Annotated in this window: 16 protein-coding genes; 8 read left to right on the forward strand and 8 right to left on the reverse strand. The window is 43.7% G+C overall.

The genetic code is table 11. The features are described from left to right. From mgtE to K7A41_RS10480, 4 genes are all read right to left on the reverse strand, one after another. A complete protein-coding gene (mgtE, locus tag K7A41_RS10465; RefSeq protein WP_028068474.1) occupies window positions 1-1,317 on the reverse strand; it encodes a magnesium transporter in 1,317 nt (438 codons plus the stop codon). A 169-nt stretch (window positions 1,318-1,486) separates the two neighbouring features. Beyond that, window positions 1,487-2,197 carry a dipeptidase PepE gene (gene pepE, locus K7A41_RS10470; protein WP_028068475.1) on the reverse strand — a complete coding sequence of 237 codons (711 nt, stop codon included), beginning with the start codon at window positions 2,195-2,197 and terminating at the stop codon, window positions 1,487-1,489. An 88-nt stretch (window positions 2,198-2,285) separates the two neighbouring features. Beyond that, complete coding sequence (locus K7A41_RS10475; RefSeq protein WP_081817790.1) at window positions 2,286-2,462, reverse strand: ribbon-helix-helix domain-containing protein; 177 nt, start codon at window positions 2,460-2,462, stop codon at window positions 2,286-2,288. A gap of 10 nt (window positions 2,463-2,472) precedes the next feature. Further along, a complete protein-coding gene (locus K7A41_RS10480; protein WP_265713682.1) occupies window positions 2,473-3,336 on the reverse strand; it encodes an SPFH domain-containing protein in 864 nt (287 codons plus the stop codon). Between the two features lie 97 nt (window positions 3,337-3,433). On the opposite strand from K7A41_RS10480, the gene K7A41_RS10485 reads away from it, so the two are divergent. The 5 genes from K7A41_RS10485 (at window position 3,434) to K7A41_RS10505 (ending at window position 9,506) form a co-directional block, all read left to right on the forward strand. Further along, window positions 3,434-3,916: a DNA-deoxyinosine glycosylase gene (locus K7A41_RS10485; RefSeq protein ID WP_028068477.1), complete on the forward strand. Its 483-nt coding sequence runs from the start codon at window positions 3,434-3,436 to the stop codon at window positions 3,914-3,916. Window positions 3,917-3,969: 53 nt separating this feature from the next. After that, window positions 3,970-5,148, forward strand: coding sequence for an AIR synthase related protein (locus K7A41_RS10490; RefSeq protein WP_028068478.1), 1,179 nt, complete (start codon window positions 3,970-3,972; stop codon window positions 5,146-5,148). Window positions 5,149-5,201: 53 nt separating this feature from the next. Further along, window positions 5,202-5,648: an ATP-dependent zinc protease gene (locus tag K7A41_RS10495; RefSeq protein WP_028068479.1), complete on the forward strand. Its 447-nt coding sequence runs from the start codon at window positions 5,202-5,204 to the stop codon at window positions 5,646-5,648. 48 nt (window positions 5,649-5,696) lie between these two features. Further along, on the forward strand, window positions 5,697-6,632 hold the full coding sequence (gene rimK, locus K7A41_RS10500) for a 30S ribosomal protein S6--L-glutamate ligase (RefSeq protein WP_037532138.1): 936 nt from the start codon (window positions 5,697-5,699) through the stop codon (window positions 6,630-6,632). A 162-nt stretch (window positions 6,633-6,794) separates the two neighbouring features. Then, window positions 6,795-9,506, forward strand: coding sequence for a DUF3857 domain-containing protein (locus K7A41_RS10505; protein ID WP_265713683.1), 2,712 nt, complete (start codon window positions 6,795-6,797; stop codon window positions 9,504-9,506). 213 nt (window positions 9,507-9,719) lie between these two features. Here the strand turns inward: K7A41_RS10505 and rplT are convergent, their stop codons facing one another. From rplT to thrS, 4 genes are all read right to left on the reverse strand, one after another. Continuing rightward, a complete protein-coding gene (rplT, locus tag K7A41_RS10510; RefSeq protein WP_028068482.1) occupies window positions 9,720-10,064 on the reverse strand; it encodes a 50S ribosomal protein L20 in 345 nt (114 codons plus the stop codon). Window positions 10,065-10,162: 98 nt separating this feature from the next. Then, complete coding sequence (gene rpmI, locus K7A41_RS10515; protein WP_028068483.1) at window positions 10,163-10,363, reverse strand: 50S ribosomal protein L35; 201 nt, start codon at window positions 10,361-10,363, stop codon at window positions 10,163-10,165. A gap of 39 nt (window positions 10,364-10,402) precedes the next feature. Then, on the reverse strand, window positions 10,403-10,963 hold the full coding sequence (infC, locus tag K7A41_RS10520) for a translation initiation factor IF-3 (RefSeq protein WP_081817769.1): 561 nt from the start codon (window positions 10,961-10,963) through the stop codon (window positions 10,403-10,405). Window positions 10,964-10,974: 11 nt separating this feature from the next. Next, window positions 10,975-12,900 carry a threonine--tRNA ligase gene (gene thrS / locus K7A41_RS10525; protein ID WP_028068485.1) on the reverse strand — a complete coding sequence of 642 codons (1,926 nt, stop codon included), beginning with the start codon at window positions 12,898-12,900 and terminating at the stop codon, window positions 10,975-10,977. A 228-nt stretch (window positions 12,901-13,128) separates the two neighbouring features. Here thrS and K7A41_RS10530 point away from each other — a divergent pair, with 228 nt between their 5' ends. The 3 genes from K7A41_RS10530 to K7A41_RS10540 are packed head-to-tail and all read left to right on the forward strand — an operon-like array spanning window position 13,129 to window position 13,980. Further along, the gene (locus K7A41_RS10530; RefSeq protein ID WP_265713685.1) at window positions 13,129-13,437 is read left to right on the forward strand and encodes a hypothetical protein; all 309 of its coding nucleotides are present in this window, start codon (window positions 13,129-13,131) and stop codon (window positions 13,435-13,437) included. Next, window positions 13,412-13,750, forward strand: coding sequence for a hypothetical protein (locus K7A41_RS10535; RefSeq protein ID WP_265713686.1), 339 nt, complete (start codon window positions 13,412-13,414; stop codon window positions 13,748-13,750). Before K7A41_RS10530 ends, K7A41_RS10535 begins: the two co-directional genes overlap by 26 nt. Window positions 13,751-13,752: 2 nt before the next feature. After that, window positions 13,753-13,980 carry a hypothetical protein gene (locus tag K7A41_RS10540; RefSeq protein ID WP_265713687.1) on the forward strand — a complete coding sequence of 76 codons (228 nt, stop codon included), beginning with the start codon at window positions 13,753-13,755 and terminating at the stop codon, window positions 13,978-13,980. Window positions 13,981-14,151: the final 171 nt, after the last annotated feature.

Here is a 14,151-nt window from a genome sequence, read left to right on the forward strand (position 1 = left end):
TTAAAGCAATTTTCCCTGCAAGAAGAATGCGGCAACGGTAAAATAAATGATCAGACCGGACACGTCCACCAGCGTCGCAACAAATGGCGCTGACGCGGTGGCAGGATCCAAACCGAACCTGCGCAAAATAAAAGGTATAAACGAACCTGAAAGGGTCCCCCACAGAACGATAAACAACAGGGAGACAGCCACTGTCAAGCCTATCGCTACCCAATACTGGCCATAATCGTACAGGCCGAGAAAGTGCCAGGCCAGTATGCGCAGAAAACCGATAGCTCCCAGAATACCGCCCAGGATCAGACCGGAAGACACCTCTCGTTTCATGACGTACCACCAGTCTTTGAGCTTCAGTTCGCCCAACGCCATTGCACGGATAATCAATGAAGCCGCTTGAGAACCTGAATTCCCGCCGCTGGAAATGATCAACGGAACAAATAAGGCCAGCACCACAGCTTTCTCGAGTTCGCCTTCGAAAAACCCCATGGCCGAAGCCGTCAACATCTCACTGAAAAACAAAATAATCAGCCAGCCTGCCCGCTTCTGAATCAGCTGCAACAAGGGCGTCTTCGTATAGGCCAGATCCAGCTCTTCCATTCCCCCGAATCGCTGTATATCTTCAGTATCTCGATCTTCGATCCGATCCAGTACATCGTCGAAGGTGACAATTCCAACCAGCACGCCGGCATCGGTAATGATGGGCAGGGCACTTCGGTCATATTTTTGAAAGATCTCGAACGCCTCTTCCATCGGTGTTGTGGCCCGGATGGCGGCAAAATTATAATCGATGAGGTCTGAAATTTTAGTGGTGCCATCGGAAAGAAGGAGCTGACCGATTTTCAGGTCATCGATCAATACATTTTTTTCGTCCACCACATAAATGAAGTTGAGGGTCTCCGCTTTCCTTCCGAACACCTTAATATGTCTGAAAACATCATCCACGGTATAATATGGTCGTACCTGCACATACATGGGTGTCATCAGCCGCGCAATGCTGTCTTCCTTATATCCGATAAGTTCCAGGGCCATCTGTTTCTCACGCTCATTCAGCAGGTTGATCAAATATTTGATCAATTCATCCGGCAGTTCAGAAAGCAGTTCGTTTCGGGTATCAGGCTTTAGATTATTCAGCAATTCAGACAGTTCCTGTTCTGTCATTGATTTAATCAATGTATACTGAACATCCACTTCCAGAAAGGAAAAGATTTCAAGTCTATCCAAAAGCGGATAGTTCATAAACTCCTGATGTTGCTCACCTTTATTGAGGCGTGATATTTCTTCCGCAATATCCGCTGGGTGAAGTGCTGAATTTTGTTCCATTGGAAGAGTATTTTAATGGATTTAGCGCAAAAGTAGCTTATTTTGTAGGATTTCCAATATGCTACCCCGTATTTTTTAGATACTGTACTTTCAATTCGGTTCAAAAATACGCTCCGCGGACTCTTAAACGCGATAAGTCGCCAAAAAAAAGTCTAGATTTTACGATAACTTAAAAATGAATTAACCCCGGACTAAGTTCTACGGCTGCTGCCCCCCGTCTGAACAATCGGGCAGTCCATGGTCCTTCCAGCTTGATTTGCCCATGGCGCACTTCCAGCCAACTGCCTTCACGCAGACCGATAACAGGCTGTTTATTAAACTGATGGAATTCCTGAATGCGTATCTCCCGCGTTTCGCCCTTATGTGTGGAATGAGGATCGGGATCCAGGTAATGGGGATTAATATTAAATGGCAGCAAGCCCAAAGCCTCAAAACTTGCGGGATACACAATGGGCATGTCGTTGGTCGTCCCGATGGACATTCCGGTCAGATTCGAACCTGCTGAAGTGCCGACATAGGGCACTCCCTTGGCAATCTGCGTACGTAGCTGCTGCATCAAATCCAGATCGTATAAAGTCTTCAGCAATAAAAACGTATTGCCACCGCCCACAAATATGGATTTTGCCTCCTCAATCGCTGTTTTCTTATTCGGATAGTCATGCAATCCCTTAACCTTGATATGCTTATCCGCCAGAGCATGCTGTACCTTGGCTGTGTACTCCTTATAAGAAATACCCGAGGGCCGGGCGAAGGGTACAAAAAGCAGTTCATCGGTCTGGATAAACTGCACAAAATCCTCTTTAATATAGCTGAGAAACGCACTACCATGAATCGTACTAGTACTGACAACCAACAAATTGTATGCGGGGTTAATATTCATATGTTGATCTGAAATTAATAAACAATAAGAAATGTATCCTTTGCTTTGTTAACGCAAAGTCAAAGGTACATTTTTCGCTGCTGATTCTTTATTTTTTGTCGGCAGACTTTCTCTCCGCATTCAGTCTTTTATTTTCCTGAAGCGCTCTATGCAAAAGATATTCAATCTGCCCGTTCACACTCCTAAACTCATCTGCGGCCCATTTTTCCAATGCCTTGTACATCTGATCATCAAGCCGCAACATAAAGTTTTTCTTATCCGCCATCTTAGTGAGTTTATTGATACAAGGTACCTGTATTAACAATCGGTGAAGCAGCTTTTTCTCCACAAAGGACCACCATAAGGTTGCTGACCATTGCAGCTTTTTTCTCATTATCCAATTCCACAATATCTTTTTCGGATAATTTATTGAGTGCCATTTCAACCATCCCTACCGCACCGTCCACGATCTTTGCACGTGCAGCAACAATAGCCGCCGCCTGTTGCCGCTGCAGCATGGCTCCGGCGATTTCCGACGCATAGGCCAGATGACTGATCCTTGCTTCTTTGATAATTACCCCTGCTGGAGCAAGCCGTTCGGACAGTTCTTTTTCAAGGATATGGTTTACCGTGTCTCCGCCTTCTCGCAATGTGATCTCAGCGCCTTCATCTTCCAAGTTGTCATAGGGAAAACTACCGGCCAGATGTCTTACCGCTGCCTCACTCTGTGTACGTACATACGATGTGTAATTGCTGACGTCGTACGCCGCTTTGTAGGTGTCCCCCACCTGCCATACGATGACAGCGCCGATCTCAATCGGATTACCCATCTTATCGTTCACCTTCAAGGTCTGCCCCTGCAGGTTGTCCGAACGCAGACTGATCTTGATGGTCGAATACAGTGGATTTACAAAAAACAGCCCGTTTTCCTTAACAGTACCCACGTACTTACCGAAAAAGTTCAGCACACGGGAATGGTTCGGATTAATAATCATTAATCCCTTCAGAATAAAAAAGGTGGCGATCATCAATACAACGCCCAGGACAGCACAAAGAGAACTTTCCTCCAGGTTCATAAATGAAAATATGGCCGCAAAAAAGCAAACAACTGCGATTAACAAGGCTAAATAGCCAGACATGGGTTTTATTAGTTTTTCCATAATTTATTAATATATTTATGATATCATTTTAATATCATAAATATAGCAAAAAGCATTTGATATTTCAAAGCGGAATAGAATATTATTAAATTTGAATATGCTTAAAAAATCATTTTCCCCTATCGTCAACAGCTCCACCAAAGTTCTTGTGCTCGGCTCCTTGCCCGGAGATACGTCCCTTGCGGAAAATGAGTATTATGCCCATCCGCAAAACCGCTTCTGGAAAGTTATGCGCCATTTATTTGACCGTCCCGACGCGGTCGATTACACCGACAAAATACAATTGCTGCTGGACAATGGTATCGGTCTTTGGGATGTATGCGCGCAGGCATCCCGGCCCGGGAGCATGGATCTTGCTATTAAAGGCGAGCGTCCCAATGCAATCACGACCTTGCTGGATCAATACCCAGCTATCCGCAGGATCGTTTTCAATGGACAAAAAGCTTATCATTTATACCGTAGACATTTCGAAAAGAGAGCGGATATTTCCTATGTCTGTCTGCCCAGCACGAGTCCTGCCAACGCGAAAATAAATCTTGAAAATCTCGTTGTCCACTGGCGTATTATCGCAAGTGATTAAAATCCTTAAATAAGGTTCGTTAATTCAGTGCTATTGCTTATTTTTGCGCTAAGATGTCAGACTTAAAATACAATCAACGAGGCGTATCCGCAGGAAAAGAGGATGTGCACAATGCGATAAAAAATATCGACAAAGGCTTATTTCCCAAAGCATTCTGTAAAATTATTCCCGATATACTAGGCGGAGATGAGGCATGGTGCAATATTATGCACGCCGACGGTGCCGGCACCAAATCTTCCCTAGCCTATGTATACTGGAAGGAAACTGGTGATATTTCGGTCTGGAAAGGTATCGCTCAGGACGCGATCATTATGAATATAGACGATCTGCTTTGTGTGGGTGCCACAGACAATATCCTCTTGTCCTCGACCATTGGACGAAATAAAAACCTGATTCCGGGTGAAGTCATTGCTGAGATTATTAACGGTACAGAGGAAATTCTCGCAGAACTTCGCGAGCTTGGTATTGGCATCTACTCGACAGGCGGTGAGACGGCAGACGTTGGCGATCTGGTCCGGACGATCATCGTTGACAGTACGGTTACCTGTAGAATGAAGCGTGAGGACGTGATATCCAACCATCGGATTCAGGCGGGCAATGTCATTGTTGGATTAGCATCCAACGGGCAGGCCAGCTATGAGAAAGAGTATAATGGCGGCATGGGATCCAATGGCCTGACTTCGGCACGGCATGACGTATTCAATAAACAGGTAGCAGAAAAATATCCCGAAGCTTACGATCCAGCCGTTCCTTATGAGCTGGTCTTTGCCGGAAGCCAGGATCTGACCAGTACCGTTCAGGTTGAAACAGGCCAACAGGTGACTGCGGGCAAACTGGTTCTTTCGCCCACTCGGACCTACGCTCCTGTAATCAAAAACATCTTGGATAAATATCGTTCACAAATAGACGGTATGGTGCATTGTTCGGGCGGAGCGCAGACCAAGGTGCTTCACTTTGTGGAAGATGTACACGTCATCAAAGATAAGCTCTTCCCGGTCCCGCCTCTTTTTGAGTTGATACAAAAAGAATCAAATACCGACTGGAAAGAGATGTATAAGGTCTTCAATATGGGGCATCGGATGGAATTATATGTGCCTGAGGCTATTGCCTCGGACATCATCGCCATCTCGGAATCATTCGGTATTCCTGCGCAGATCATTGGCCGTGTCGAAGCCGCTGCATCCAAAAAAGTGACTATAACATCTCCGTATGGAGAATTTATCTACGAATAAAGCGATAAGCACTGTCCCCTTTGCGGATCAGTGCTTTTATTCCACTTGATATAATGAAAGAAAAACATCTTGTGGGCTGGAAAGAAACTCTAGACCTGCCTGAACTGGGGATATTTGGTATTGAAGCAAAAATTGACACTGGCGCCGCTTCATCGGTATTGCACTGCAACGCTTATAAGATAGTCCAGGAACAGGGCCATGACTGGATCATCTGCGAACTTATCACCGATTTTGCGACGCATCAGACAGCCACGCTCAAACTCAGGCTTTACAGGACCAAACTTGTGAAGAGCTCCTTTGGCCAAGAGGAAAAACGGTATTATATCCGGACTACAGCCAAGCTCTTTGACCAGGTCTTTGATATCAAAATTTCATTGAGAAACCGCTCGGAAATGACCTATCCCATGCTTCTAGGGAAAAACTTCCTGTATAAAAAATTTTTGGTTGATGTGTCCAAAGAAAACCTTTCACTCAAGAGCCTTTCAAATAAAAACAAATAGCGACGCTATTTTGTTATCTTAGCACAAAATATATTCAATATACAAATCGTGAAAATTGCCGTATTATCGACAGTAAAGAGCTTATACTCTACTCGTCGTCTCGTAGAAGCCGCCCAACAAAGAGGACACGAATGTGTTGTCATCGACCACAGCAAGTGTTATGTAGGCATTCAACAAGGTAAACCTAGTATTCATTACAAAGGACAGGATCTTAGCGATATTGACGCCATTATCCCACGGATAGGAGCTTCGGTGACATTTTATGGATCCGCCATTGTCCGGCAATTTGAAGTTATGGATGTCATTTCAGCCAACCCTAGCCAAGCGATCACCAGATCAAGAGACAAACTGCGCTGTCTGCAGATTCTTTCGGGCGCCGGTATTGGGCTCCCGATCACCGGATTTGCGCGTACAGCGTCCGATGTGGACGATCTGATCAGTATGGTCGGCGGTGCTCCGCTGGTCATTAAACTGCTGGAAGGGACCCAAGGTATTGGTGTCGTTCTCGCCGAAACCAAGAAAGCTGCATCTTCGGTTATCGAAGCATTTTATGGACTGGGCAACAACATCTTGATCCAAGAGTATATCAAAGAATCCAAAGGCTCAGATATCCGTGCTTTTGTTGTGGATGGCAAGGTCGTGGGAGCGATGAAACGTACAGCCAAAGAGGGAGAGTTTCGTTCCAACATTCATCGCGGAGGTACCGCACAGGTCATCCGGCTGAACAAAGCCGAGCGCGAAACCGCCATTGCTGCTGCCGCACAATTGGGACTTACGGTATGCGGTGTAGATATGATTCCCTCCGACCGCGGGCCATTGGTGCTGGAAGTGAATTCCTCGCCGGGACTGGAAGGTATTGAGAAAGCAACAAAAAAGGACATCGCATCAGAAATTATTCAGTATATCGAAAGGCAATACGAATTAAAACGTGCGCAGATGCCAAAAGTCGTCAAGAAAAAGAAAAAACGAGAAAGCAAATTATAACAAAAAATGCAATCGCGATAAAGGGTTGGTAGGTTATTCTTACCAGCCCTTTAATTTTTGAAAACAGGTCATCCACTAACTGCAAATTATTTATGCTAATCACCTGTTATTTTCCTATCATCAGATGCAAATTTTACTTATCTTAGGTCAAATTATTAATCAATGAAAAGATTCAGCCAGTTATTACTTGCTTTTATCCTGATATTAGCAACTTTTTCTTTGTCATTTAGTCAGATCCAAAAAGCTGCCAGTCCTTCCTGGCTACGGCCCATTTCGCTGAAACCTATCAAACCAAATCTTGATGACATCAGCGATGGATATTATTACGAACTAATTGATCACCAGGTCAATGTTGATCAGCAGACCAAATATTATAAGGATATAAAATTCCTTTTTGATCAAAGCGGCATCGAAAATCTTGGGCAGATCCAGGTCACATTTGATCCTCATTTCCAAAAACTGCAGCTGCACGAACTGAAGATCATCCGAGACGGCAAGAGTATGGATCTACTACCACAGGCAAAATTTCAACTGCTGGCTTCGGAAACCGAACTGGCAAGATCGATATATAATGGAAGCCAAATGGCCTATTATGTACTGGAGGATCTACGCAAAGATGACCGGATTGTCTTTGCCTATTCGATCGTTGGCGCAAATCCGGTATTTGAAGGTAAGTTCTTCGACAGTTATTATTTACAGGGTTATGAACCTACGGGCCTGGTCCATCTCCACTATATCATTCCGAACAACCGCAAGCTGCATTTCAAAAGTTTCAATGGCGCACCGCAGGTGCGTCAGGAATCCAAAGGCGGTATGACCAGCTACTTTTGGGAAATCAACGACGACAAGCCGGTTGTCTATGAAAGCTACAGCCCTTCATGGTATACTGCACTCAAATATGTTGAATGTTCGGAATTCAACAACTGGGCAGAAGTTACTCAATGGAACAATAGAATCAATCCCATTCCACAGATCGCCACATCGGGGCCGCTCCGGGATTTCGTAAATAAGATGTGGAACGAGTCTGAAGGACAACCCTACCTGTTTGTAAAAAAAGCCACTGATTTTGTTCAGAACGAAATCCGGTACATGGGGATCGAAATGGGAGAATACTCCCATCGTGCCAACCTGCCGGAGAAAGTTTTCCAGCAGCGTTATGGCGACTGCAAGGATAAATCCATGTTGCTGGCCACTCTATTGAAAAGCAAAAATATCGATGCAGGCCTTGTCCTCGCCAACACCTATAAAAATCGTGGACTGGAAGCAGCTCTGCCCTCACCTCATGCCTTCAATCATATGGTTGTTGAACTCAGTATCCAGGGGCGGCGACAATACATTGATCCAACAATAACCAATCAAGGAGGCGACATCAAAAGCAGGTATTTCCCTGCTTACGGAAAGGTACTTTCCGGCCTGGATAAAAACGGTTTAACCGACATACCACAAAACGTCGCCGGCAACATCAAGATCCGTGAAGTCTTAACCCTCGAAGGAAAATTCAATGCAACGCTTGAAGTCACAACGACTTATAGCGGAAATGAAGCGGACAATATACGTAGCTATTTTCAGAGCAACGCTAAAAATGATATTCAGAAACAGTATCTCGAATTTTACGCCAAAACTTATCCAAAGATCAATAAAGCGGAAAATGTTCAGTACAAAGATGATATCGAAAATAATAGCGTTGAAATCACCGAAAAGTATAAAATCAAGAATATTGGTAAAGCGGAAAGCGGAACGACAAAGAAATATATTTCCCTGATCGGATCCCATATTAATGATAAACTTCCAGAAACGCTGGAAGATCGCGTGGCACCGCTGAGCTTGCCCTTCCCCAGTGATGTCGAATATGAAATCCTGATTATCAATAAAGGCAAGGCATCCTTTGGCCAATATCGGGATAATGTTTATTTCGACCGTCAGGCTTACGTTTTCGGTAAAACCCTTGAAGTTGCTCCCGACAGTATACGCATATATTACACTTTAGGTTTACACGAACCATTTGTCGACCAAAAAGACCTAAAGCAGTATTATACGGACTTTGCCGACCGTGATAATATCTTTTACAACGGTTTTTATCTGGACGAAAATGGGTACGCGACCGATGGTATACCCAATGTAGGCACGCCCAGGGCAGCCGACGAGATCAACTGGTTTACACTCGTCGTATTTCTCGGTCTGCTACCTGCAACAATATGGTTTATAGCAAAAAGATACAACCGGAGCAGACCGGTTATCCTCAAACCTTATGAAGAGATCTACCATGAACAAGTGGGTGGCTGGCTGATCGTGCTGGCTATTGTAATTGTCATCAATGTACTGTCCCTGACGGTCTCCTTCTTTTTTAAGCAGTCCTTTTTCAACTCCGTCATCTGGCATGCCATGGATCAGGCAGATGGCGTTTCTCCTTTCCTGTACAAAATATTAATCATGGCGGAGATGGTTGCCAACGTGTTAATTATGGCCGGCCTGACCTACAGCTTTATTCTCCTGGTCAAGAAACGGGATCTTTTTGCACAGACCTTTTTTGCAATAGCGCTGTTTATGGCAGTATTTTTTACCATTGACGGTATTATCGCCTATGTGATGTTCAAACCACATCTTGACCGTGTAGACAGTACAATTGGTATCTATGAATCGAATATCCGGGCGATTCTCTTCTTTTGCATCTGGGGTACCTATGTATACAGCTCTCAACGGGTAAAAGGCACCTGTCTCCACCCTTACACAACGGAGCATAAGCTGCATACTGCGACCATCTCGAACCATCCATTTGATAGCAATTACTTAGGGCCCTATCCACTACCGGTGCATCAGGACGAGACAATAAAGGCCGACGAGGATCCGGCTAATGGGCAGCCTAAAGAACAGTAATTGTTGATTTTTCAGCATCCCTCCCATTGATCTCCGCTTGTCCGAACAGCCATGAAGATTAACGGGAGGCTACTCTTTATTCCGTCTCCCGAACCGGATTGTCTGTTCGTTCGAAAGATAGCGAAAACATTTACAGCGTACTTTCTCGCATAAAAAAAGGAGCCTTGTAGGCTCCTTTAATATCTCTAACAAATTGACAGCGGATTAAAAACTCTATTTTACTGCGTCTACAACTGCTTTGAAAGCTTCTGGGTGATTTAAAGCTAAGTCAGCTAAAACCTTACGGTTCAAACCAATGTTTTTAGCGTTTAATTTACCAATCAACTGAGAATAAGAAATTCCATGTTGACGAGCTCCAGCGTTGATACGTTGAATCCATAAAGCTCTAAATTCGCGTTTTTTGGTTTTACGATCGCGGTAAGCGTATTGTAAACCTTTTTCTACTGTATTTTTAGCAATAGTATAAACTTTGCTACGTGATCCATAATAACCTTTCGCAAGGTTCAGGATTTTTTTGCGTCTTCTTCTAGAAGCTACTGCGTTAACCGAACGTGGCATATTTTTAAAATTAGTTTGGTAAAAGGCGTCATGTATCTCAATGAACTTACTACCCTGTACCCGGTTAAAAAATTATTATTAATAAAATCGAATAAAACTTATTTACCGATAGCAAGCATACGTTTAACGTTGCCCATATCACCATCAGCTACATAACTTGTTTGTGTCAAGTTACGTTTACGTTTTGTGCTCTTTTTTGTCAAGATGTGGCTTTTGAAAGCGTTTTTTCTTGCAATTTTACCTGTTCCAGTCAATTTGAAACGTTTCTTTGCGCTGGAATTGGTTTTTACTTTTGGCATAATACTTATAAATTTTATATCAATCTGTTAGAATCTTTATTATTTTTTTGGTGCCTTTGGCGCTACCGTCAAAAACATACGCTTTCCTTCCAATTTGGGTAACAGCTCCACCTTACCGTAATCTTCCAAGGCCTGTGCAAAACGCAGCAACAGGATCTCACCTTGATCTTTGTGCACAATAGCACGACCTTTAAAGTGTACGTAAGCGCGAACTTTTTCGCCATTTTCCAGAAACTTGATCGCATGTTTCAGTTTAAAATCAAAATCATGGTCACCAGAGTTAGGTCCGAAACGAATTTCTTTGATAACAGTCTGTTTTGCATTAGCTTTGATTTCCTTTTGTTTCTTCTTCTGTTCGTAAACAAACTTACTGTAGTCGATAATCTTACAAACCGGCGGTACAGCATTTGGCGAAATCTCCACTAAATCAAGTTCCAATTCATCAGCCAACTCTAGCGCTTTACGCGTAGGGTAAACTCCTTGCTCCACATTATCTCCCACCAAGCGCACTTCCGGCACCTTGATCAATTCATTAATGCGGTGATCTGGTTCTTTCTTTCTCATTGGTGGTCTTGGACCACCGGGTCTTTTTAATGCCAAATGTTTAAAAATTAAACGGTTATTTCCTTAATTAATATATCTCTAAATTCGTCAGCAGTCATAGTTCCTAATTCTACTGAACCATGTTTACGTACAGAAACTGTGCCATTTTCCACCTCTTTTTCCCCTACAATCAACATATAAGGAAGCTTTTTCACTTCGGCGTCTCTGATTTTTCTGCCCACCTTCTCGTCACGTAAGTCTATCAGTCCGCGAATATCGGAATTATTTAGCGAATTCAAAACATTTTGCGCATATTCTTCATACTTTTCTGACACTGGCAAGACGATAAACTGCTCAGGCGCAAGCCATAACGGAAATTGCCCTGCACAATGCTCAATCAATACAGCCACAAAACGTTCCAAAGACCCGAACGGTGCGCGGTGAATCATCACGGGGCGATGTTTCATGTTGTCACTTCCTGTATATTCTAACTCGAATCGTTCAGGTAGGTTGTAATCCACTTGGATAGTACCCAGCTGCCATTTACGTCCAAGGGCATCTTTGACCATGAAATCCAGTTTTGGTCCATAAAAAGCCGCCTCACCGTACTCGACGACTGTTGGTAATCCTTTTTCTTCTGCGGCTTCAATGATAGCAGCTTCGGCCAAGGCCCAGTTTTCATCAGTACCGATATATTTCGTGCGGTTCTCCGGATCACGCAGCGAGACCTGTGCCGTATAATCGTTGAATCCCAGTGCGCCAAATACATAAAGCACAAGATCAATGACTTTCTTAAACTCATCTTTCACCTGATCCGGACGGCAGAACAAGTGAGCATCATCCTGCGTAAATCCTCTTACCCGAGTCAAACCATGAAGTTCTCCCGACTGCTCGTAACGATACACTGTACCGAATTCAGCAAAACGTACCGGCAAATCTTTGTACGAACGCGGTTTCACTTTATATATCTCACAGTGATGCGGACAATTCATCGGCTTCAGCAAAAATTCTTCGCCTTCGATGGGCGTTTTGATCGGCTGAAAAGAGTCTGCACCATATTTTTCGTAGTGGCCTGAAGTAACGTATAGCTGTTTGTGACCTATATGTGGTGTTACCACTGGCTCATAACCCGACTTTAACTGCGCTCTTTGCAAAAAATCAATAAGCTTTTGACGCAGCGCCGCTCCCTTTGGCAACCATAACGGCAAACCTGCCCCCACTTTCTCCGAAAAAGCAAAAAGCTCCAGCTCTTTGCCCAGTTTACGGTGATCGCGCTTTTTCGCTTCCTCAATAAACTTTAGGTATTCTGTCAGTTCCGATGCCTTGGGGAAAGTAACTCCATAAATTCGGGTCAATTGCTTACGGGTTTCATCCCCTCTCCAATAAGCCCCAGCTACATTGGTGAGCTTTATGGCTTTGATAAATCCCGTGTTGGGAATATGAGGGCCACGGCATAAGTCCGTAAAGTCTCCCTGTGTATAGAAAGTGATCTTGCCATCTTCCAGATCTTTGATCAGATCCAGCTTATACTCATCTCCCTTTTCGGTAAAATAAGCCAAAGCCTCTGCCTTGGACACAGCTTTGCGTTCAAATGTTTCTTTGCGCTTGGCCAGCTCCAGCATTTTGTCCTCAATCGCTTTGAAGTCATCTGAGGAAAACTCGCGGTCACCAAAATCCACATCGTAATAAAAGCCTGTCTCAATCGACGGACCAATACCGAATTTAATTCCCGGATATAATGCTTCCAGGGCCTCGGCCAACAAGTGCGCTGAAGAATGCCAGAAGGTCGATTTTCCTTTCGCGTCGTTCCAGGTCAGCAACTTGACCGTCGCATCTTCTTCAATCGCACGGGATGAATCCCATACTTCACCATTTACTTCGGCAGCCAGCACATTCCTTGCTAGCCCCTCAGAGATCGACAACGCGATCTCCGCTGCAGTGATTCCCTTTTGATAGGTTCTTACGGAACCATCAGGTAGTGTAATTTTAATCATTTACAACTATGATCTTAATTTATTAATTATTTGATTAACACCGATTTACAAATAGCCAGCCTACTATGCTGTAAATTATTTATAAATCTTTTCTTAAAACTTGTTGGATTAGCTGGTTAATAGCGTATTCCCAATAATTACAAATATCCCAAATATTTTAAACTTTTTTTAATAACACTATTGACATGTAATGATATGTTCGTATATTTGCTGCATATCGTTTTGGTTATGTCGCGTTATGTTAATGCAAATTCTGGATTACTTGACACTGATTTAGAATTGTTAGTGCTTACCAAATTGAAGAAGTTGGAGATTGGAGGTCGGCTTATTATTGCTGAGGTGGCCAAAAGAGATCCGGAAGGATTTATTAATGTCATCAAAAGATTGATCAGCTGCGGATGGAGTGAATACGAATTTTCCAACGACTACACCGAGGTTAAGCGCTTGGACCTGCCGGACTTTGCTCGTGATTGGTATCGCGAGCAAACAAAAGCGCTAAAGCTTAACGAACATGAAACCAAAATTCACACAGAGTGAACTTTCATCATTGGGATTTGATCCCAACGGAACATGGGGAGACGAGTGTCTTCCATTATGGTCTATCTATTTAGGACACGGCATGTCCATGCACGTGGTCGATTGCAAAGAAGTATTTATTGAGGTTGACGCGGCGATTAAGCCGCTGTTGGGGGTGGGTAACGCGATTGCCTTGGCTAGTGGCTTGTTGCTGTTTGGTCGGTCGGTGGAGATTTCACGGGTGCTTACGGGATTGAACGTCGACACATTGGAGGTTGCCGCTGGGGTGTATGACATTGCGCCGGAGCGGGAGGAAGTTTGCGAGGAGGTGTAGTTATGACAATCGAAGAAAACAACAATCTAGTAGACCTAGCATCTAAAAAGAAAGATGGTGTCTATTCTAAAAAGCCTTACACCTATGCTGTAAAGAATGGAAAGATGGTAGCTTATGCAGATTATTTCGGTGATGTGTACAGGTGTTTCAGAGGATTCAATTCGCACATAGGAAAGGTGCAGCGCTATGAAGTCCGAGCAACGTTAACCAAGATCATTAAAGAATTATAAATCATGAAAATAAATCAAGAAGTAATACAGGCGATGAATAACGAAATACAACAGCGAGCAAAAGAACTTTTGGAACAAGGCGCTGAAAGAAATAAAAAGCGATTGGCCGAAATCAATCGTCAAGAAGAAAATCAGCTTCGTGACCAATTTGCAGGGATGACAATACAAACT

This window comes from Sphingobacterium sp. InxBP1, from assembly GCF_026191775.1.
Classification (GTDB): domain Bacteria; phylum Bacteroidota; class Bacteroidia; order Sphingobacteriales; family Sphingobacteriaceae; genus Sphingobacterium; species Sphingobacterium thalpophilum.

Excerpts from the sequence above, each read along its gene's own strand:
- mgtE (WP_028068474.1), bottom strand. The coding sequence starts at position 1,317 with ATGGAACAAAATTCAGCACTTCACCCAGCGGATATTGCGGAAGAAATA.
- pepE (WP_028068475.1), bottom strand. The coding sequence starts at position 2,197 with ATGAATATTAACCCCGCATACAATTTGTTGGTTGTCAGTACTAGTACG.
- K7A41_RS10475 (WP_081817790.1), bottom strand. The coding sequence starts at position 2,462 with ATGGCGGATAAGAAAAACTTTATGTTGCGGCTTGATGATCAGATGTAC.
- K7A41_RS10480 (WP_265713682.1), bottom strand. The coding sequence starts at position 3,336 with ATGGAAAAACTAATAAAACCCATGTCTGGCTATTTAGCCTTGTTAATC.
- K7A41_RS10485 (WP_028068477.1), top strand. The coding sequence starts at position 3,434 with ATGCTTAAAAAATCATTTTCCCCTATCGTCAACAGCTCCACCAAAGTT.
- K7A41_RS10490 (WP_028068478.1), top strand. The coding sequence starts at position 3,970 with ATGTCAGACTTAAAATACAATCAACGAGGCGTATCCGCAGGAAAAGAG.
- K7A41_RS10495 (WP_028068479.1), top strand. The coding sequence starts at position 5,202 with ATGAAAGAAAAACATCTTGTGGGCTGGAAAGAAACTCTAGACCTGCCT.
- K7A41_RS10505 (WP_265713683.1), top strand. The coding sequence starts at position 6,795 with ATGAAAAGATTCAGCCAGTTATTACTTGCTTTTATCCTGATATTAGCA.
- rplT (WP_028068482.1), bottom strand. The coding sequence starts at position 10,064 with ATGCCACGTTCGGTTAACGCAGTAGCTTCTAGAAGAAGACGCAAAAAA.
- rpmI (WP_028068483.1), bottom strand. The coding sequence starts at position 10,363 with ATGCCAAAAGTAAAAACCAATTCCAGCGCAAAGAAACGTTTCAAATTG.
- thrS (WP_028068485.1), bottom strand. The coding sequence starts at position 12,900 with ATGATTAAAATTACACTACCTGATGGTTCCGTAAGAACCTATCAAAAG.
- K7A41_RS10530 (WP_265713685.1), top strand. The coding sequence starts at position 13,129 with ATGTCGCGTTATGTTAATGCAAATTCTGGATTACTTGACACTGATTTA.
- K7A41_RS10535 (WP_265713686.1), top strand. The coding sequence starts at position 13,412 with ATGAAACCAAAATTCACACAGAGTGAACTTTCATCATTGGGATTTGAT.
- K7A41_RS10540 (WP_265713687.1), top strand. The coding sequence starts at position 13,753 with ATGACAATCGAAGAAAACAACAATCTAGTAGACCTAGCATCTAAAAAG.